At 70.8% G+C, this 16,644-nt stretch carries 18 protein-coding genes; 12 read left to right on the top strand and 6 right to left on the bottom strand.

Annotated features, from left to right (window positions below; all coding sequences use genetic code 11):
• Window positions 1–84, bottom strand: an 84-nt coding sequence (locus ABT299_RS50035) for a LacI family DNA-binding transcriptional regulator (protein ID WP_500254074.1), incomplete at its 3' end; no start/stop codon positions are given.
• Between the two features lie 18 nt (window positions 85–102).
• The gene (locus tag ABT299_RS50030; protein ID WP_387026715.1) at window positions 103–606 is read right to left on the bottom strand and encodes a winged helix-turn-helix transcriptional regulator; all 504 of its coding nucleotides are present in this window, start codon (window positions 604–606) and stop codon (window positions 103–105) included.
• Between the two features lie 90 nt (window positions 607–696).
• Here ABT299_RS50030 and ABT299_RS50025 point away from each other — a divergent pair, with 90 nt between their 5' ends.
• The 4 genes from ABT299_RS50025 (at window position 697) to ABT299_RS50010 (ending at window position 4,039) form a co-directional block, all read left to right on the top strand.
• Window positions 697–1,398, top strand: coding sequence for an SDR family oxidoreductase (locus ABT299_RS50025; RefSeq protein ID WP_500255148.1), 702 nt, complete (start codon window positions 697–699; stop codon window positions 1,396–1,398).
• Window positions 1,399–1,435: 37 nt separating this feature from the next.
• Window positions 1,436–1,861 (top strand): tautomerase family protein, encoded by a 426-nt coding sequence (locus ABT299_RS50020; protein WP_500255147.1) that lies wholly within the window; start codon window positions 1,436–1,438, stop codon window positions 1,859–1,861.
• A gap of 564 nt (window positions 1,862–2,425) precedes the next feature.
• On the top strand, window positions 2,426–2,893 hold the full coding sequence (locus tag ABT299_RS50015) for a hypothetical protein (RefSeq protein WP_500255146.1): 468 nt from the start codon (window positions 2,426–2,428) through the stop codon (window positions 2,891–2,893).
• A gap of 450 nt (window positions 2,894–3,343) precedes the next feature.
• Window positions 3,344–4,039 (top strand): hypothetical protein, encoded by a 696-nt coding sequence (locus ABT299_RS50010; RefSeq protein WP_500255145.1) that lies wholly within the window; start codon window positions 3,344–3,346, stop codon window positions 4,037–4,039.
• A gap of 777 nt (window positions 4,040–4,816) precedes the next feature.
• On the opposite strand, the gene ABT299_RS50005 is transcribed toward ABT299_RS50010, so the two are convergent.
• Window positions 4,817–6,202 (bottom strand): MFS transporter, encoded by a 1,386-nt coding sequence (locus tag ABT299_RS50005; RefSeq protein WP_500255144.1) that lies wholly within the window; start codon window positions 6,200–6,202, stop codon window positions 4,817–4,819.
• A gap of 124 nt (window positions 6,203–6,326) precedes the next feature.
• Between ABT299_RS50005 and ABT299_RS50000 the strand changes: the two genes are divergently transcribed.
• Window positions 6,327–7,214, top strand: a complete 888-nt coding sequence (locus ABT299_RS50000; RefSeq protein WP_387026327.1) for a helix-turn-helix transcriptional regulator — start codon at window positions 6,327–6,329, stop codon at window positions 7,212–7,214.
• A 193-nt stretch (window positions 7,215–7,407) separates the two neighbouring features.
• On the opposite strand, the gene ABT299_RS49995 is transcribed toward ABT299_RS50000, so the two are convergent.
• On the bottom strand, window positions 7,408–7,629 hold the full coding sequence (locus tag ABT299_RS49995; protein WP_500255143.1) for a hypothetical protein: 222 nt from the start codon (window positions 7,627–7,629) through the stop codon (window positions 7,408–7,410).
• A 952-nt stretch (window positions 7,630–8,581) separates the two neighbouring features.
• On the opposite strand from ABT299_RS49995, the gene ABT299_RS49990 reads away from it, so the two are divergent.
• The 3 genes from ABT299_RS49990 to ABT299_RS49980 all read left to right on the top strand — a co-directional run bounded on the left by ABT299_RS49990 (window position 8,582) and on the right by ABT299_RS49980 (window position 10,079).
• Window positions 8,582–8,902 carry a hypothetical protein gene (locus ABT299_RS49990; protein ID WP_500255142.1) on the top strand — a complete coding sequence of 107 codons (321 nt, stop codon included), beginning with the start codon at window positions 8,582–8,584 and terminating at the stop codon, window positions 8,900–8,902.
• On the top strand, window positions 8,899–9,159 hold the full coding sequence (locus ABT299_RS49985; RefSeq protein WP_500255141.1) for a tyrosine-type recombinase/integrase: 261 nt from the start codon (window positions 8,899–8,901) through the stop codon (window positions 9,157–9,159). The genes ABT299_RS49990 and ABT299_RS49985 overlap by 4 nt, the downstream gene beginning before the upstream one ends.
• A gap of 119 nt (window positions 9,160–9,278) precedes the next feature.
• Window positions 9,279–10,079, top strand: a complete 801-nt coding sequence (locus tag ABT299_RS49980) for a helix-turn-helix domain-containing protein (RefSeq protein WP_190865804.1) — start codon at window positions 9,279–9,281, stop codon at window positions 10,077–10,079.
• A 34-nt stretch (window positions 10,080–10,113) separates the two neighbouring features.
• Here the strand turns inward: ABT299_RS49980 and ABT299_RS49975 are convergent, their stop codons facing one another.
• Entirely contained in the window at window positions 10,114–11,226 is a 1,113-nt protein-coding gene (locus tag ABT299_RS49975; RefSeq protein ID WP_500255140.1) for a globin domain-containing protein, read from the bottom strand.
• Between the two features lie 668 nt (window positions 11,227–11,894).
• On the opposite strand from ABT299_RS49975, the gene ABT299_RS49970 reads away from it, so the two are divergent.
• The 3 genes from ABT299_RS49970 to ABT299_RS49960 all read left to right on the top strand — a co-directional run bounded on the left by ABT299_RS49970 (window position 11,895) and on the right by ABT299_RS49960 (window position 14,494).
• Entirely contained in the window at window positions 11,895–12,644 is a 750-nt protein-coding gene (locus ABT299_RS49970) for a gamma-glutamyl-gamma-aminobutyrate hydrolase family protein (RefSeq protein ID WP_500255139.1), read from the top strand.
• 75 nt (window positions 12,645–12,719) lie between these two features.
• Window positions 12,720–13,694, top strand: coding sequence for an alpha/beta hydrolase (locus tag ABT299_RS49965; RefSeq protein ID WP_190865790.1), 975 nt, complete (start codon window positions 12,720–12,722; stop codon window positions 13,692–13,694).
• Window positions 13,691–14,494, top strand: a complete 804-nt coding sequence (locus ABT299_RS49960; protein WP_190865788.1) for an enoyl-CoA hydratase/isomerase family protein — start codon at window positions 13,691–13,693, stop codon at window positions 14,492–14,494. Before ABT299_RS49965 ends, ABT299_RS49960 begins: the two co-directional genes overlap by 4 nt.
• Window positions 14,495–14,524: 30 nt before the next feature.
• Here the strand turns inward: ABT299_RS49960 and ABT299_RS49955 are convergent, their stop codons facing one another.
• Window positions 14,525–14,959, bottom strand: a complete 435-nt coding sequence (locus ABT299_RS49955) for an SRPBCC family protein (RefSeq protein ID WP_190865786.1) — start codon at window positions 14,957–14,959, stop codon at window positions 14,525–14,527.
• Window positions 14,960–15,079: 120 nt separating this feature from the next.
• On the opposite strand from ABT299_RS49955, the gene ABT299_RS49950 reads away from it, so the two are divergent.
• A complete protein-coding gene (locus tag ABT299_RS49950; protein WP_500255138.1) occupies window positions 15,080–16,546 on the top strand; it encodes a class I adenylate-forming enzyme family protein in 1,467 nt (488 codons plus the stop codon).
• The last annotated feature ends 98 nt before the right edge of the window (window positions 16,547–16,644 follow it).

Here is a 16,644-nt window from a genome sequence, read left to right as displayed (position 1 = left end):
GCCCGGCTTGCCGTTCAGGACCCGGCTCACGGTCGCCTCGCTCACCCCGGCGTGCGCGGCGATGTCCGCCAGGCGTGTCGTCATAGGTCTCAAATCACGTTCCTAGGTGCTGCGGTCGCGGCCGCCAGCCGCGCCGCCAGGGGGGTTCAGCCGGATCTCGATGTTGTTGGACATCGCCTCCGGCGCTGGTTCGGCGGTAACGCGGGCCCGTACCGGACGGCCGGTTCCGGCCTCGACGAACGACAGGGGCGGGCGGTCTTCCTGCAGGTACTTGTCGCCCCATTGCATCAGCGACAGGAACACCGGCAGCAGGTCCTCGCCGGCCTGGGTCAGCCGGTACTCGTCGCGGGCCCGGCTCCCCGGCTCCCGGTAAGGAACGGGCTCGACGACACCCGCGACCTTCAGCTGCTTGAGCGCCCGCGACACCGCGGGTGCCGAGGCCCCGATCCGTGCCACGAAGTCGTCGAACCTGGTTGTGCCATAGAAGCATTCGCGAACCACTAGGAACACCGTCTTGGTGCTGAGCAGGTCCAGCACCCGACCCGCCGAGCATCGGTCGCCGATCGCCCACGCATCCCGGTCGCTCAGCCGTTCCTCGAAGTTCATCGCCACCCCGTCAGTGTAACTAACGCTTGCGTTATTCAGGAGGGTATGATTCGATCTCGCTAACGAGATCGTTAGTCAGGTGGAGGTGCCGTGGTTGCCGTAGCGGGCAAAGTGGTTGTGGTGACCGGAGGCCGACGTGGACTCGGCGCGGCGCTGGTCGACGAGGTGCTGGCGCACGGGGCCCGAAAGGTGTACTCGACCGCGCGCTCGGCGTACGTCGACGACCGTTCAGAGGTGGTCACCGCCGAGCTGGAGCTCCGCTCGGAGGCGTCGGTCGCCGCACTCGCGGAGGCCGCCGCCGACGCAGAGATCGTGTTCAACAACGCTGGGATCCTGCTGCCTGGCCCGCTGTTGACGGGTGACTTCCAGCGCGCCGTCGTGACCTTCGACGTCAACGTCTTCGGGTCGCTGCGGATGGCGCGGGCGTTCGCGCCGATCCTGGCCGTGAACGGCGGGGGCGCGCTGGTGAACATGCACTCCGTGCTGTCCTGGCTGGCCGGTAGCGGCGCCTACGGGGCGTCCAAGGCGGCGGCGTGGTCCGTCACGAACTCGCTCCGACTCGAACTGGCGGGCCAGAACACCCAGGTCGTCGGCGTACACGCAGGGTTCATCGACACCGAGATGGTCTCCGCCATCGAGCTGCCGAAGGCGACGCCGGCCGAGGTGGCCGCGCGGATCGTCGACGGCCTGGAGGCCGAGGCCACGGAGGTGCTCACCGACGACGCCACAGTCGCCGCCAAGGCGGCGCTGTCCGGCCCTGTGGAGCACCTGGCCTTCTCGGCCGCCCGTTGAACACCCCAACCCGACAATCGAGGAGTGGCGAACCGCCATGCCGTTGTGGACTATTCATCACACACCCGGAATCTTCACCGACGAGGAAAAGCGCCGACTCGCCTCGCACATAGCCGACCACTATGAAAAGGTCGGGTTGCCTCGGTTCTATGTGGTCACACTGTTCCATGAAACCCGGCCCGAGGACTTCTACGTCGGCGGGGAACCCACCCCGCTCGGGGTCCGCATCGCCATCGACCACATCGCCCGGCGCAGCCCCGACCGGGAGAGCCGGCGCCGGAACGCCCAGTGGATCAAGGGCATGCTGCAGCCCTACCTCGAACAGAACGCAGGACTGCACTGGGAGTTCCACGTCGACGAGACCAGCGAAGACCTCTGGATGATCAACGGAATCGCACCGCCCCCCGCGGGCTCCGACGCCGAGAAGCTCTGGGCTGAGAACAACGTGGCGTCCCGCTACTGACCACGCTGCCGGTGCCGTGCCCGGAGTAGACGAGCCGCACTGCCTCAGGTCGCTGGTGTGCGCGTGCTTACGGGGGCCTTTACGGTCATTGGCCCCTCTCTGTATCACCAGTGGCGATCAGAGAGGTGCCGATGACTGCAGAGTTGGGATTCCAACGCCGCGCCACGCCGGTCCGAGCGATCACCTAGGTAGGCCCGTCGCGCTGCATGCGCGCAGAAATGAGTAATTTCGAGAGACTGGACACTCTCGCCGGAATGTTCCGGTTTGTCCTCGATTCTCGTTCTCGCAGCCCCTCGCCTGGCGCAATTCAGGAAAATGGCGGCATAATCGCTCGCCGGGGTGCGGGAGGTGCTGATCGATTTGTCCTTCCGCTGACAAGGAGGTCGCCGCGTGGAGCCCGGGATCGTCGTCGTGTTGAACGGCCTCACCGGCGCGCGGAAGGCGGGCGCCATCGCTGGGGTGGCCGTGGGAGCGTTTATGGCGGCTGCTTTGGGGGCCGCCTTTACCGTCGGTGTGACGAGGGGGAGTTGTTCGCGGGCGGGTGTCGCCGCCTGGGCGGGTGGCGTGGCCGTGCTGATCGCCGTCGCCGTGGTGTGGTCAGCGGTGCCGCGCCTGCGCCGCCGGTTCGCCCATCCCGGGGTGTGGTTGGACGGGACGGTCCTGCACGCCCGCATGCGCGACGGGCTGCGGAGCTGTGACCTCGCGACCGCGCACGTCGTGATAGACGACGTCCCGCCCCGGCGGGGCCGGCAGTGGAACCCGGGGTTCCAGCGGGCGGGGATCGTGACGGTCCCGGGGATCGCGCGCTTCCGGGTCGAGGCCGACACGGGACCGATCGACTTCGCGCTGTACGACACCCACCGGCGGGCGGAGGTGCCGCGGGAGGTGCTGAAGGCGCTGGCGGACGCGATCCTTGCCGGTCCGGATCGCTACGGGCAGGCCGGTCAGGACACCGAAGACGCCGTCCGGAAGCTGCGCGAGCGGGCGGTGGCGGCGCTGAAACTCCGGGGGCAGCCGAGGTGGCTTCGCTGAGCGGCTCGAGACGGCAGAGGCTTGGCAGGTGCTGCGGTGCTTCACCCACGGCAGCCCAAGCACCCCATCTGTCAAGGACTCGAAGAATTCGGCCGCGCCTTGCTCGCCATCTTCGCGTGCGACTACCTCCCGGCTTCGGCCTGCGCCGTTGAGCTGTCCCGGAGCCCGGCTGAACTCGCGTCCTTCGAGGCGAATCGATAGCGAAATCTCCTTAAGGGCTTCCGGTGGACGGGTGGTCCATACATTCCCTCGACTACCAGAAGCCCTCTTCGGTCTCCAGGCCCGCAACGCGACCTCACCCAACCGTTCGCTAACAGGCTCTAACCTTGTCATTTAAGTTCTGATCTTTGCGTTCGCGACATTCGGGATGAAGCGAAAGCCTCTCGAGTGAGTCGTCTGCAACGCGGCGAAGGATCGTGCCTGTGATGGTGCACAGGTAGGATCCCGATCATGGAGCGGGCTCGGATCAAGGTCGGAGCCGTCTACAGGTGGCCACATGACGACAGGCCCAACCGTGTCTTGATCCACGACGCGGACGCTGACGTCGTCATGTGCGACGGCTGGCGGCCTCACCTTGATGGCTGGGGGTTGGCGAACCTCCGGCAAGTCAGGATGCAGCGCAATAACTTCTATCCCGCGCCTGTCTCCACGGTGATGGAGAAGGCGACGTACCTGCGCACGGAACCGTTGACCGACGATGAGGTCGCGATGTTCCGACCAGACCTACCGTTCGCCGTGATGCAGTGCGCAGCGATGCAATGGCCGGCCGAGGTTCCCCCGACGGTGTCGGATCTAGTGGAGCGCTGGCGAGCCGCCAGTGGGGTGGAGGCCCGTTCCGGCGTCGCCTTGAACGCATCGGAGATCTACCTGTACCCGTTCGGCCCCAAGGGCGGCCAGAAAGCAGGCGTCCGCGTGAAGGCCGACAGCGGAACCGCCTTCACGCCCGAAGAGCTCCTCGGGAAAGCCGCCATCCTGCAGGCGCCCCATGTCGGCGACGTCCTGCCAACACAGGGCGTCGGCCTCTACCGGGCAGGGCTACATCGAGGGATCCCCGGTTACTACCTCTGGGGCGGCGACAGTAAGATGCACGAGCACATCGCCGATTTCGAACGGCGCCAAAGCCGAAAAGGCGACGCCGCACCCTGAGCCTGGTCATCAGGCGCCGATCATCGCATTCGCCACCAATGGCCACGTTTCACCGCATAGCGGATTGTGGCTGTTTCGGTATGGCTGTGGTAGTCGGGCGTGGACGCCACCGCCGCCGACGTCGATCGGCTCTGGCAAGCGTTCCTGCGCCGCTTCGATATCAGCACACCTTCCGGCTGCTCAAGCAGACCCTCGGCTGGGAACAAGCCACGCATCCGCGACCCGCAGGCCGCCGACCGGTGGACCTGGCTCATCCTCGCCGTCCACGCCCAACTCCGCCTCGCCCGAAGCCTGGTCAGCGACCTTCGCCGGCCCTGGGGGAAACCGCTCGACCAAGCCAAGCTCACCCCGGGTCGCGTCCGCCGCGGGTTCAGGAACCTGCATACGAAGACCCCGTCACCAGCCCGTGCACCCAAACGCTCTGGTCCCGGCCGCGGGCGACCTCCTGGCTCTCGCAACCACCGTGCCGCACGCCACGATGTCGGGCTCCTGTTGGTCACCGGCAAACTCCATGAACGGCCGGCTCATCACAAGAAGGGCACCAAACCCCGCCGCCGCGCTTGAGATTTCACACTCCGCAACCAACCGATCCGCATCGTTGCCGCATACGCGAAGATCAGAACTTAAATGACAAGCTAACACTCAAGCCGTAGATCGCTACCTGATGCTGCTCACGCGCCCCGTCGCCCGCAGCTGACCGCCCAGCCTCGGGCCGCCCGGCTTCCTCAGGTTGAGTTCATTACCGGGCCTCGTGCAAGACATCTCCGTCGCGTCCCGTCAGCTACGGCCGCGCGGCAGCATGAGTGCCGCGGCCGTGGTGGCTATCAGCATCACAGCCGCGACGCACAAGGCGACCCGCAGACCCACGATGAACTCACCCCGGTCCGCGGCCAAGGCTCCGAAGACGGCCACGGCGAGCGCGCCGCCCGTCTGGCGGAAGGAGTTCAGGATCCCGGCGGCCATTCCGGCCCGATCTGCGGCGATGTGGTTCAGCAGGATGGCGGTCAGGGAAGGTACGAAGAAGCCTAGACCGAGGCCGACCGGGATGAGCATCGCCGCGATCACTGGTCTGCTGGTGTCCTCGTCGATCCAGAGCAGGCCGAACATCGCCAGCGCGAGGATGGCTTGTCCCATGGCGATCGGCATCCGCGGCCCGAAGCGTCCCGCAGCCTTGGCCGAGGCCAGGTTGGCTCCGGCGATCACTGCCATCATCGGTAGGAACATCAATCCTGCGGCCATGGCGGACAGGTTCAGAACGTCCTGAAAGAACAGGCTCAGCACGAACACCAGCCCGTAGAACGCGGCATTGACGACGAAGCCGATCGCGACCGAAACCGTCACCGTGCGCGAACGGAAGAGGTCGAGCGGGACCAACGGCGCGGCGGTACGTGCTTCGATCATGATGAACGCGGCCGTCGCCGCTGCGGCGAGCCCCAGGCAGCCCAGCACCGCGGGCTCGCCGAAGCCGTTCTCCCCTCCGTCGATCACGGCGAAGGTGAGCGCCGCGAGCGCGACGATCACCGTGAGCTGGCCGTACGGATCGAGCGGCGCGGTACGGCGCGGCGAGCGCTCCGTGCGGGTCAGCACCGCGAGGGTGGCGAGGCCGACGGGCAGGTTGACGATGAAGATCGCCCGCCAGCTCAGAGTGCTGGACAGTACCCCGCCTGCCACCGGGCCGGCGGCAACCGCGACGGCTCCGCCAACGGTCCACAGCGCGATGGCCCGCGCCCGTTCGGCCGCGTCCGGGAAGGCCTGTCGGACGAGGGCCAGTGAGGAGGGCAGCATGATCGCCGCCGCGCTCCCCTGGATCAGGCGGGCGATGATCAGCTCGCCCAGCCCCGGCGCCAGTCCGCAGGCCGCCGAGGCGACCGTGAAGACCGCGACGCCGCCGCCGAACGCGCGGCTCGCCCCTATGCGGTCGGAGAGCGCGCCCGCGGAAAGCAGGAGTGCGGCGAACATCAGCGTGTAGGCGTCCACGATCCATTGCAGTCCCGCCGTGCTGCCGCCGAAGTTCCGCCCGATCCCGGGCAGCGTCACGTTCATGGCCATGGTGTTGAGGTTGAGCATGAAGATGCCCATGAACGTGGTCGCCAGGATCAGCTTCGATGCGGCCGTGCCTTGCCGGGCATCCTGTGAGGTGCGGGCTGGTTCAAGAGTGGTCATCCGTCCAGGCTGGTGAGGTTCGCGAGGGCGAGGCAGACCGTGGTCTTCCGGGGTGCGCCAGAGGTGGGTGCGGCAGGGCCAGGCTCCGGGCTGGACACTGATCACACGCTGGCAGAATGACGACATGACCGAGTTCGGGAAGTTCCTGCGGGCTCGCCGTGGCGACGTACGCCCGGCGGACGTCGGGCTGCCCGCCGGAACCGGCACGCGCCGTACGCCAGGTCTGCGCCGGGAGGAGGTGGCGGCGCTGGCCGGTGTGAGCATCGACTACTACATACGTCTGGAACGCGGCAAGGAGACCCATCCGAGCCCCTCCGTGGTCGAGGCGCTGGCCGACGCGCTCCGCCTCAACCAGGAGGAGAGCGGCTTCCTGCACGAGCTGGCGGCGCGCGCGGCGCGGCGCGCGCCTGAGCCCCGTTCCCTGCCGTCACGGCGGGTCCGTCCGACCGTCACGCAGCTTCTGGAGACGCTCCGGCCCAACCCGGCGTACGTCGTGAGCCGCACCAACGACCTGCTGGCGGCCAATCCCGGTGGGCTGCGGCTGCTCCACGGCATGGCCGACTGGCCGGAGCGGCAGCGGAACACCGTACGGTACATCTTCCTGCACCCAGCTGCTCGCGAGCTGTGGGCGGACTGGGAACAGAAGGCCAAAGGGTGCGTCGCCCAGTTGCGGGCTATCGCCGGCAGCGATCCGGATGCCCCGGATCTCGCCGCACTCGTAGGTGAGCTCATCGTCAAGAGCCCCGACTTCAACCGGCTCTGGGAGCGGTACGAGGTGCACACGATCGGCGACGGCGAGAAGACGCTCCGACACCCGGAGGTCGGCACGATGACGCTCTCGCACGAAGGGCTGTCCCTCAACCGCGCACAAGGCCAGCGCCTCATCATCTACATGGCGCCGCCGGGCAGTCCGGACCACGACAAGATGACGCTCCTCGACCTCGCCTCCGGCCCGTCCGTCGGATCCGGCGAGACGGCGCCCGTCTCACCCTCTCGGAGACAGAACAGCTAGCAGGACTGGGCAGCCGGAGAACCACCCGCCAGAGTCTGATGAGGGGGCGGTGCGTCCGGCGGGGCAGGTCACGGTGCCCCCGGTGGTGTCGATGGCAAAGTCGTCGAGGGTGAAGCCGCCGGGGACGGCGGGCCGCAGCGGGGCGGGCTTGATGAACAGCCGGTGCCCGGCGGCGGTGAAGGCGTGGCGGACGTTAGGCGGTGTCGTCGAAGACCTGCACCGATTCCTGCTCGGCGGCGAGCAGGTCCAGGCCGACGACGGCCTCGTGATGGGCGGCCCCGGCGCCCGGCCGCAGGGTCACGGCGGTGAGAAGGCCGGTCTCGGGCTCGACGGCCAGGTGGGCCTTGAAGCCGTCCTGGCGGTGGCCTCGGGTCTTGTGGACGTGTCTGGCCTGGGGGGCGACGACTGAGATCATCCGGTCCGGGGCGGTGCCGTCGGTGATGCGCCGACGTCCGTCGCGGCCGTCGGAACCGTCGGCCGGTTCGACGTCGTGTCCGGCGTGACGTATCCCTCGGCGCCCGTTCCGGCGAGTGAGCCGGGCAGCGTGTGCCGTGCCAGGGTGGCGGAGAGACTGCTCGTGGCCGAGGTCTGAGGTCCTGTACCGGGGGTGACCGTGGTGACCAGCGCGCCCTGGCCCGCCTGCTGGGGCGGAGTGATACGGGCGACCCCGCCGGTGTTCTGCAGTGCGCGTGTGAGATCGTCGCTGACCTGGCCGGTGGGAGTGGCGGCGTGGTGAAGGTCGACGACGACTTCACGGGTATTCCTCAGTGATCACCCGGCCGCGTTAGAGCCGAACGAGACTTGGCGACGGGCGTCCCAGGCGGTGTGCGGGAGGGCTATGAGAGGGGTGGCGCGCCCGGCAGGATTCGAACCCGCGACCTGGTTTAGAAGACCGATGCGTCAACGCTGCAGATCGGGAGCGGCGAAGTCGCGGCGCGCCGGTCGTAAAGCTGGTGCTTGGCCTATGAGGCATCCAGTATGAAACGCGAGCAACTTTAGGCGCTGTCAGACTGATTGGACTGCTTGTGATTGCTTGCCTGTGAGGCGCAGGCGAGGTGGGTGCGTCGCTGCGGGCAGCGCTCGCCTCCGACCCCATCGGTGCGGAGCGCCGATGGGGTGGTGGTTCGGCGGCGGGCGGCGTGAAGCCGTTGCAGGCTCGCCGGGCCTCGTCGTGGCGGAGCAATAGAGATCGTTCATTTGTGGTGGCTGGATCGGGCGCGGTCCAGCCACGGGTAGGGGGATCGGGCGCGATCTCCGAGGGGGTGAGGCGTACGGCTGAGGTGGGCAAGTCGGTGTCGGGTTCCGGAGTGGTGCGGAGGCGTCGGTCGCTTCGGTCGCCGCAGCGGAACCGGTCGGTGAGGATCGCCTTGTCGGAGCAGGAGCATGCGGTGATGGCGGCTGCGGCGGCGAACGAGGGGTTGGCGTTGGGTGCGTTCGTGGCGCAGGCAAGTTTGGCGGCGGCGCAGGGACGCGTGGTGTCGGAGTACGCCGTGTTGCGGGAGGCGCTGGCGGCGGTGTTGCTGGCGGTTGGGCAGGTGCAGCGGGTTGGGGTGAATCTCAATCAGGCTGTTGCGGCGTTGAACTCTGGTGAGTTGGTCGAGCAGCTTCGCTGGTACGCCCAGGCGGCGGCGCGCGCTATTGACCGGCTCGATGGGCTGGCTCAGGAGTTGCGGCATCGGCTGCCTTGAGCGGCCGGAAGATCACCACAGTGGCCGGCCTCGGTGATCGCTGGGTGCCCCGCGAACTGCGGCATACGTTCGTGTCGCTGCTGAGCGATCAAGAGGTCCCCGTCGAGAGGATCGCCGCCCTCGTCGGCCACTCCGACACGCGGACCACCGAGACCGTGTACCGGCACCGGCTCAGGCCCGTGATCACGGGTGGAGCCGAGGTCATGGACACGATCTTCGGCGTCGGGTCGGAGACACCGGGCGGCAAGTCCGCCTGAGTTGGCTCCCCGATTGGCTCCCTTCCGGCCGCCGAAGGCGGCTGACGTGGGTGGATGGATTACCTCCGGCGTAATCGTCGGCATGATCCCGGCCCGATAGCGTCAGGGACGTGACGACGATGACGACGGCGTTGAGCGACGTGAGACCTATCGGAGAGCAGCTGCGCGCATGGCGGCAGCGGCGGAGGCTGAGCCAACTGGAGTTGGCGTCGGAGGCGGACGTGTCGACGCGGCACCTGAGCTTCGTGGAGACGGGACGGTCGGCCCCGAGCCGGGAGATGGTGCTGCGGCTCGCCGAGCACCTCGACGTCCCGCTGCGCGACCGGAACCTGCTGCTGGTCGCGGCCGGGTACGCGCCGGTGTTCGATGAGACGCCGATCGAGGAACCGCGGATGGACACCGTCCGCGCGGCGCTGCGGCAGGTGCTGGACGGCCACGAGCCGTACCCGGCCGTGGTGGTGGACCGCTTCTGGAACCTGATCGACGCCAATTCGGCGGCGCAGTTGTTCATGGAGGGCGCGCCTCCGGAGCTGCTGCAGCCGCCGCTGAACGTGCTGCGGCTCAGCATGCATCCCGACGGGATGGCCAAGAACATCCTCAACCTGGCGGAGTGGCGCGCCCATATGATCGACCGAGTGCGGCGCCATGTCGCGCTCACCGCCGACGCCGCGCTGACGCAGCTGTACCAGGAGCTGCGCGCGTTCCCGGGGGACGTGGGGGAGGCGATGGCCCCGCCGGCGGACCACGACGTCTTCGTGCCGCTGCGGATGCGGATCGACGGCCGGGAGCTGTCCTTCTTCAGCACCATCGCGACGTTCGGGACGCCCGTGGACATCACCGTCGCCGAGCTGGCGATCGAGTCCTTCTATCCGGCGGACGAGGCGACCACCGCGTTCCTGCGCGAGCGCGCCGGCTGGTGAGCCCCCCCTGGCGGGGCCCCGGGACATCGCCCGCTCATTCCTCGGCTTTCAGCAGGTCGTGGTGGACGTGCTCGAGCGGCATCCCGAGCCGCTGGAGCGCGGCGACCGTCCTGCGCACCATCGGGACGGGGCCGGCGATGTAGGCGTCGCGGTCGTCCCAGCCGCCGTCCCAGCCGTCCAGGTCGGCCAGGACGTCGGCGGGCGTGCCGCGCAGGCCGCGGAAGTCCGGCTCGTCCGACAGGACGGGCAGCACCCGCACCCACGGGTACGCCGACTCCAGCAGGCGCAGGTCGGCGAGGTCGTACAGGTCGCGTTCGGTGCGGGCGCCGACCAGCAGCCGGACGTCGCGCCGGCGGCCGGCCGCGACGGCCTGCTCGGCCAGCGCCTTGACGGGGGCGAGGCCGGTGCCGCCGGCGACGAGCAGGAGGTCGCGCCGGGAGTGCGGGTCGAGGACCATGGTGCCCGTGGCGGGCCCGAGCAGGAGGGTGTCGCCCGTCCCGGTGGCGCGCACCAGCGCGCCGCTCACCCAGCCGCCGGGCCGGGCCCGCACGTGCAGCCGGAGCCGGCCGTCCGAGCGGGGGGCGTTGGCGATGGAGTAGGGCCGCCAGACGCGCGGCCAGCGCGAGGTCTGCACCGTCACGTACTGGCCGGGGGTGAACGGCAGCGGGCGCTCCGGGCTGAGCGTGAGCACGGCGAGGTCGTCGGCGCGGCGGTCGTGCTCGACGACCTCGGCCGCCCACCAGGGCGGGGCGCCGGCGGCGTCGCGCTCGGCCGCCGCGATCATCGTCGCGGCGGCGGACCGGTAGGCGTCGGTCCACGCCTGCTCGGCGCGCGGGCTCCACATGTCGCGTGCGAAGAGCCTCAGGGTGGCGAGGAGGGCGTCCTCGACCGCGGCGTAGTGCTCGGCCGTCACCCCGTACCGGCGGTGGTCGCGGCCGAGACGTGCCAGGTAGGAGGCCAGGTCCTCGGGGTTGTCCTGGCTCCAGACGATGCGGGTGAGCGCGTGGAAGAAGTGCTCGCGCTGGGCGTCCAGCGCGATCGGGAACAGCGCGCGCAGCCGCGGTTCGGTGGCGAAAAGGCGGCCGTAGAAATAGCTCATGGCCTTGTCGGCGCGGGATTCGAGGCGGGTGAAGCTCTCCTTGAGCATTCGCGGTTCCGTTGACATGGCAAGCACGCCCCCTCGGCGGGTGGTGACCGGGACCGGCGGCGATTCGGCGCCTTCGGCGCTCCGCGGTGCCCGGCTCGGTGAGATTCTCGCACTGAAATTCCCAGGTCCTCAAGGTGGCGACGTCCAGATGCTCCTTGATGTCACGGTATGTAATCGTTTTTCAATTCCCGGTGACCGCGGTAACAACGACAAATAGGGCAAATACCGCTCGGTACCGTGCGGGGCCGGGAAGATCGGTCACATTGGTGCTCGTTCCTGAAACGCCGATGTTCGCGGACGGGCCGGTTCGGGCCGCGAGCCGCCGCCGCGGGATCGGGGCGACCGGGCCGGTGGACGGATTCGCACCCCGGTAGAAGATTTGCCGATTCGGTGGTGGATGTTCTCCGGGCCGGGGGAGCGGCCCCGGCGGCCTTCCGGGCGGGGCGTCCCGCGCCCGCGACCAAGATCGTCCAGGTCGGAGGCCCGAACCGGGTTCGGCGCATCGGCCTGCGGGGATCGGGGACGTGCGGCAAGCTTTGCGGAGAAAGGCCGGGGGCGGGACGGTCCGTGGGGGCGGGCGATGCGCCATGATGTGCACGCAACAGTGGTGAATCACCAGATATCGGTAGCCGACCCGTGGCCAGTGCTCAGCAGAGGGGAATCCACGCATGTCAGAGGCGATCCGAGGGGCTCCGGGCCCCGCCGCAGGAGGAGGCGCGCCGCCGCTCATCGGCATCACCACCTACGAGGAGCCGGCCCGCTGGGGCATCTGGGTGCGCGAGGCCGCGCTGCTCCCGGCGTCGTACGTGCGCTCGGTCGAACGGGCCGGCGGCGTCCCCGTCATGATCCCGCCGACCGGCAGCCTGCGCGGGCTCGCCGCGCTGGTCTCCCGGCTGGACGGGCTCGTCCTCGCGGGCGGCGGCGACCTCGACCCGGACCTGTACGGCGCCGAGCGGCACGCCGAGACCGGGCCGCCGCAGCCGCAGCGCGACCGGTTCGAGCTCGCGCTGGCGCGGGCGGCGGTGGACGCCGACCTGCCGTTCCTGGCGATCTGCCGGGGCATGCAGGTGCTCAACGTGGCGCGCGGGGGCGCGCTCGTCCAGCACCTGCCGGAGGCCGTGGGGCACAGGGCGCACGCACCCGAGGTCGGGAAGATCGGTACGCACCGGGTGCAGATCAGCGCGACCAGCGCCGTCGGCAAGATCCTCGGTGACGTCGCGGACGTGCCCACCTACCACCACCAGGCGGTCAGCCGCCTCGGCAAGGGCCTGTCGGCCGTGGCCTGGGCGGACGACCAGGTCGTCGAGGCCGTCGAGCTGCAGGGCCACCGGTTCGGCCTGGGCGTGCAGTGGCACCCCGAGGACAGCGACGACAAGCGGCTGTTCGAGGCGCTGGTGGCCGAGGCCGCCGGGCGCTGACCGGGGATTGATCCCCGCGCACCGGGGAAGGCGAAGCGGTAGGTTCCGCGCACATCGCCCCCCGGAGGTCGCCGCATGCCCTTGCATCCGCAGACCGTGAGCTTCTTGGAGACGCTGTCCGCCTGGACGGCGCCGCCGGAGGGCGCGCCGCCGGTCGAGGAGGACGCGGGGCCCGCGATCGAGGAGATGCGGCGCAGGATCGGCGAGGCGTTCCCCGTCGACCGGCGCGAGCTCCCGCACGTCGAGGACCTCGCCGTCCGGGGGCCGGGCGGTCCCGTCACGGTGCGGCTGTACCGTCCCGAGCCGGTCGAGCGCGGCCCGCTGCCCGCGCTGGTCTACCTGCACGGCGGGGGCTGGGTGCTCGGCGGAGTCGACAACGTGGACGCCGCGTGCCGCGACCTGGCGGCCGGCGCCGGATGCGCGGTGCTGAACGTCGGCTACCGGCTCGCCCCGGAGAACCCGTTCCCGGCGGCGGTGGACGACGCCTGGGCGGTCGTGGCGGCCGTCGCCCGCGAACCGGCCCGCTACGGGGTGGCGCCGGGCGCGCTCGCCGTGGGCGGCGACAGCGCGGGCGGGAACCTGGCCGCCGCCGTCGCGCTGCTCGCCCGCGACCGCGGCCTGCCCCTGGCCCACCAGCTGCTCGTCTACCCGGTGACGGACACCGCGATGGACACGCCGAGCTGGCGCCGGTACGGCACCGGGTACGGGCTGGACGCCGCGACCCTCGCCCGGTTCATGGACCTCTACCGCGACGGCGCCGACCCCGCCGATCCCCGGCTGGCGCCGCTCCGCGCGCCCGACCTCGCCGGCGCCGCGCCCGCGACCGTCATCACCGCCGAGTACGACATCCTGCGCGACGAGGGCGAGGCGTACGCGCGGCGCCTCGCGGCGGCCGGCGTGCCGGTGGAGGCGCGCCGCTTCGACGGCGTCGTGCACTCGTTCTTCCTGCTGCCGGAGATCTTCGACGCCGGCGCCGAGGCGATGCGGTTCGCTGTGCGACGATTGCGCGCGGCATTCGGCGATCAAGCGGCGGAGGGCAGTGCGGCATGAGCGACGCGGACGGGGTGTACGGGAAGTACGAGCGGCTGAAGATCGACTGGGCGGCGGACGGTGTGCTGCGCGTCACGATGAGCGCGCCGGGCCGGCTGAACGCCCTCGACACGGTCGGCCACCGGGAGCTGGCGGAGATCTGGCGGGACGCCGACGCCGACGACGCGGTCCGCGCGGTCGTGGTGCGCGGCGAGGGGACGGCGTTCTCCGCGGGCGGCGACATGTCCATGATCGAGGAGATGATGGACGACCACGCGTCGCGGCGCCGCATCATGCGCGAGGCCCGCGACATCGTGATGAACGTGCTGAACTGCGCGAAGCCGGTGGTCAGCGCGATCCAGGGCCCCGCGGTCGGGGCGGGGCTGGCGGTCGCGATGCTGTCGGACATCTCCGTCGCGGGCCGCACCGCGAAGATCATCGACGGGCACGTCCGGCTCGGCGTCGCCGCGGGCGACCACTCCGCGATCATCTGGCCGCTGCTGTGCGGGATGGCCAAGGCGAAGTACTTCCTGCTGCTGAACGAGGTGCTCACCGGCGAGGAGGCGGAGCGGATCGGCCTGGTCTCGCTGTGCGTCGACGACGACGAGGTGCACGAGCGCGCGCTGGACATCGCCGGCCGGCTCGCCGCGGGGCCCGCCGAGGCGATCTCGTTCACCAAGCACGCGCTGAACAACTGGCTGCGGCTGGCCGGCCCGACGTTCGACGCGTCCCTGGCCATGGAGTTCTTCGGCTTCACCGGCCCGGACGTGCGGGAGGGCGTCGCGGCGATCCGGGAGAAGCGCCCGCCGCGCTTCGGCTGAGCACCGCCCGCCGGCGGCGCGCCCCCGGGGTCAGGAGAAGCGCCTGGCGAGGGCGTCCAGGCCGGTGGCGTAGATGGCGGTGGACAGCGTCTTGCCCATCGCCTCCTCGTCGCCGGCGTCGGCGGAGAACTCGCCCCACCATTCGACGAACGCCTGGCCGGTGCCGGTCACGGGCGCCACGCGCAGGTGGCCGTGGGCGCCGCGGATGGGCAGCGGCGCCTCGAGGACCTGGTACCAGTAGGTCCGCTCGGCGTCGTCCAGCCCGGCCAGCCGCTCGCGGAACACCGAGTCCCCGGGGCCGATGACGCGGCGGACGCAGCCGACCCGGTCGGCGGGCCCGCCGTCCTCGATCAGGCTGGTCTCCGGGCCCGGCATCCAGTCGGCGATGTTCCCGAAGTCGCGCAGGTAGGCCCAGACCTCGTCGGCGGGGGCGTTGAGCACGGCGCTGGCGTACGACCTGGGCATCGGTTCTCCTCGGCGCGGGGGGTGGATGCTGCCCTCATGCTGGCGCGGCGGCGTGATCATGGCAACGGGCCGGCGCGGCCGGATCTTGACCGGCCGAACCGGGTTCGGGAGGATCGGGGCATGCTCCTCGGCGACCTCGCCCATCGCGGCGCCGCGCTGTGGCCCGGCCGGACGGCGTTCGCCTGGGAGGGGCGCGCCCGCACCTACCGCGAGCTGCACGCCCGCGTCGAGCGCTGGGCCGGGCTGCTCGCCGCCGGCGGCGTGCGCGCGGGCGACCGGATCGCGCTGCTGAGCGTGAACGTCCCGGAGGCGATCGAGACCGCGTTCGCGGCGTCGCTGATCGGCGCGGTCGTGGTGCCGCTGAACGTCCGGCTGGCCCCGGCGGAGATCCGCTTCCAGGTCGAGGACGCGGCGGCACGGCACGCGGTCGTCCACCCGGCGCTCGAGGACCTCGCCCGGGCGTCCGGGCTGCTCGACCTGACGCACTGGACGGTCGGCCCCGGCCTCGACCGGGCCCTGGACGGGGCGCCGCCGCACGACCTGCCGCGCCCGGCCCCGGACGCGCCGATCATCCAGCTCTACACGTCCGGCACCACCGGACGGCCAAAGGGCTGCCTGCTCACCAATCAGGGCTGGGTCGCCGCCACCGCCAACGCGGTGCACGCGTTCGGCATCACCGGCGCGGACCGCCTGCTCGGCGCGCTGCCGCTGTTCCACGTCGCGGGGTACGGCGCCGCGCTCGGCCACCTGGCGGCCGGCGGGACGGTGGTGTTCCCGGCGGGCGCGTCGCCCGACGTGCTCTGGCCGGTCGTCGCCGAGCACGGCGTCACGGTCGCGATCTTCCCCACGGGCACGGGACGGGCGCTGCGGCATCCCGCCGCCGCGCCCGGGACGCTGCGGCTGGTGTTCGGGATGGCCGGCACCGAGCGCGCCGGGACGCTGGAGGCGCTCCGCGGCCTCGGCATCGGCTACCGCGGCGTCTACGGCTCGACCGAGGCGGGCAACTTCGTCACGGTCACCACCCTGGACGACGAGCTGGAGCGCCCCGGCACCGTCGGCCTGCCGCTGCCGCCGTTCGACCTCGCGCTGGACGGCGCGGACGGGCCCGGCGAGGTCGGCGAGCTCCTGCTGCGCGGCGCGAGCGTGATGGCGGGGTACGCGGGGCTCCCCGACCCGATGGACGGCGGGTGGCTGCGCACCGGCGACCTGATGCGCCGCGACGCCGACGGGTATTTCCACTTCGTCGACCGCGCCAAGGACATGGTCCGCAGCGGCGGCGAGAACGTGTACTCCGCCGAGGTCGAGCAGGTGCTCGTCCGGCACCCGGGCGTGCTGGACGCCGCGGTGGTCGGCGTGCCGGACGCCCGGTGGGGCGAGGCGGTCAAGGCGCTCGTCGTCGTCCGCGTCGGGACGACGCCCGCCGACCTGGACGCGCACTGCCGCGCCCTGCTCGGCGGGTTCAAGCGGCCCCGCTGGTACGAGTTCGTCGAGGCGCTGCCGCGCAACCACTCCGGCAAGATCCTCAAGCGCGACCTGCGGGCCGCGCACGATCCGGAGCGCTCCGTCCGCCTCGCCGAAGGCGGCTAGAAACGCGTTCGCTCGCGGCGGGGCGGGGGGATGTGGGGCCGGGATGGGGCGGGTCGCCGCGGGGCGGGGGGGGGGTTGGGCGGGGGGGGGGGCGTGGG

Source organism: Spirillospora sp. NPDC000708, assembly GCF_040299565.1.
GTDB lineage: Bacteria > Actinomycetota > Actinomycetes > Streptosporangiales > Streptosporangiaceae > Spirillospora.
This window is presented reverse-complemented; position numbering and strand designations above follow the sequence as displayed.

Excerpts from the sequence above, each read along its gene's own strand:
- ABT299_RS50030 (WP_387026715.1), bottom strand. The coding sequence starts at position 606 with ATGAACTTCGAGGAACGGCTGAGCGACCGGGATGCGTGGGCGATCGGC.
- ABT299_RS50020 (WP_500255147.1), top strand. The coding sequence starts at position 1,436 with ATGCCGTTGTGGACTATTCATCACACACCCGGAATCTTCACCGACGAG.
- ABT299_RS50010 (WP_500255145.1), top strand. The coding sequence starts at position 3,344 with ATGGAGCGGGCTCGGATCAAGGTCGGAGCCGTCTACAGGTGGCCACAT.
- ABT299_RS50005 (WP_500255144.1), bottom strand. The coding sequence starts at position 6,202 with ATGACCACTCTTGAACCAGCCCGCACCTCACAGGATGCCCGGCAAGGC.
- ABT299_RS50000 (WP_387026327.1), top strand. The coding sequence starts at position 6,327 with ATGACCGAGTTCGGGAAGTTCCTGCGGGCTCGCCGTGGCGACGTACGC.
- ABT299_RS49995 (WP_500255143.1), bottom strand. The coding sequence starts at position 7,629 with ATGATCTCAGTCGTCGCCCCCCAGGCCAGACACGTCCACAAGACCCGA.
- ABT299_RS49980 (WP_190865804.1), top strand. The coding sequence starts at position 9,279 with ATGACGACGGCGTTGAGCGACGTGAGACCTATCGGAGAGCAGCTGCGC.
- ABT299_RS49975 (WP_500255140.1), bottom strand. The coding sequence starts at position 11,226 with ATGCTCAAGGAGAGCTTCACCCGCCTCGAATCCCGCGCCGACAAGGCC.
- ABT299_RS49970 (WP_500255139.1), top strand. The coding sequence starts at position 11,895 with ATGTCAGAGGCGATCCGAGGGGCTCCGGGCCCCGCCGCAGGAGGAGGC.
- ABT299_RS49965 (WP_190865790.1), top strand. The coding sequence starts at position 12,720 with ATGCCCTTGCATCCGCAGACCGTGAGCTTCTTGGAGACGCTGTCCGCC.
- ABT299_RS49960 (WP_190865788.1), top strand. The coding sequence starts at position 13,691 with ATGAGCGACGCGGACGGGGTGTACGGGAAGTACGAGCGGCTGAAGATC.
- ABT299_RS49955 (WP_190865786.1), bottom strand. The coding sequence starts at position 14,959 with ATGCCCAGGTCGTACGCCAGCGCCGTGCTCAACGCCCCCGCCGACGAG.
- ABT299_RS49950 (WP_500255138.1), top strand. The coding sequence starts at position 15,080 with ATGCTCCTCGGCGACCTCGCCCATCGCGGCGCCGCGCTGTGGCCCGGC.